Raw genomic sequence first — 636 nt, forward strand, 5'->3', positions numbered from 1 at the left:
CCGTACACGCCAGGCGAAGATATCACTGACGTGGATGCAACAACAAACAAATACATTGGCGTGTATGAAGTAGACAGCAATAACAAGGTGGTATCGTTCAAGCTGATCATACTGACCGCAGGCGATATCAAGGTGCCGGCGCCAACATTGCCAGCATCGCCATTGCCGGGAACCAATCCGAATACGACGAAGGTAACGGCAAGCGCAGGAGCGGGTAACCATCTCGTCACGAAAGTGTCCTCGACCCTGATTCCTACACCAAACGTAGGGGATGCAGCACCAACAGGAGCGGGAGTAACGAATCCGTACACGCCTGGTGCAGATATCACTGGCGTGGATGCAACAACAAACAGATACATTGGCATTTATGAAGTAGATAGCAACAATAAGGTGGTATCGTTCAAGCTGATCATACTGACCGCAGGCGATATTAAGGTGCCTGCTCCAGTGACTGCTCCAACATTGCCAGCATCGCCACTGCCGGGAACGAATCCGAATACGACGAAGGTGACGGTAAGCGCAGGAGCGGGCAATCATCTCGTGACGAAAGTGTCCTCGACCCTGATTCCTACACCAAACGTAGGGGATGCAGCACCAACAGGAGCGGGAGTAACAAATCCGTATACGGCTGGTGCA

General features: G+C 52.2%; 1 protein-coding gene. It reads left to right on the plus strand.

All coding sequences use genetic code 11. The features are described 5' to 3' along the window. A partial coding sequence (locus tag HPT30_RS00795; RefSeq protein ID WP_175369668.1) for a hypothetical protein occupies positions 1-636 on the plus strand: 636 nt, incomplete at both ends.

It is taken from the genome of Paenibacillus agri, from assembly GCF_013359945.1.
GTDB lineage: Bacteria > Bacillota > Bacilli > Paenibacillales > Paenibacillaceae > Paenibacillus_AQ > Paenibacillus_AQ agri.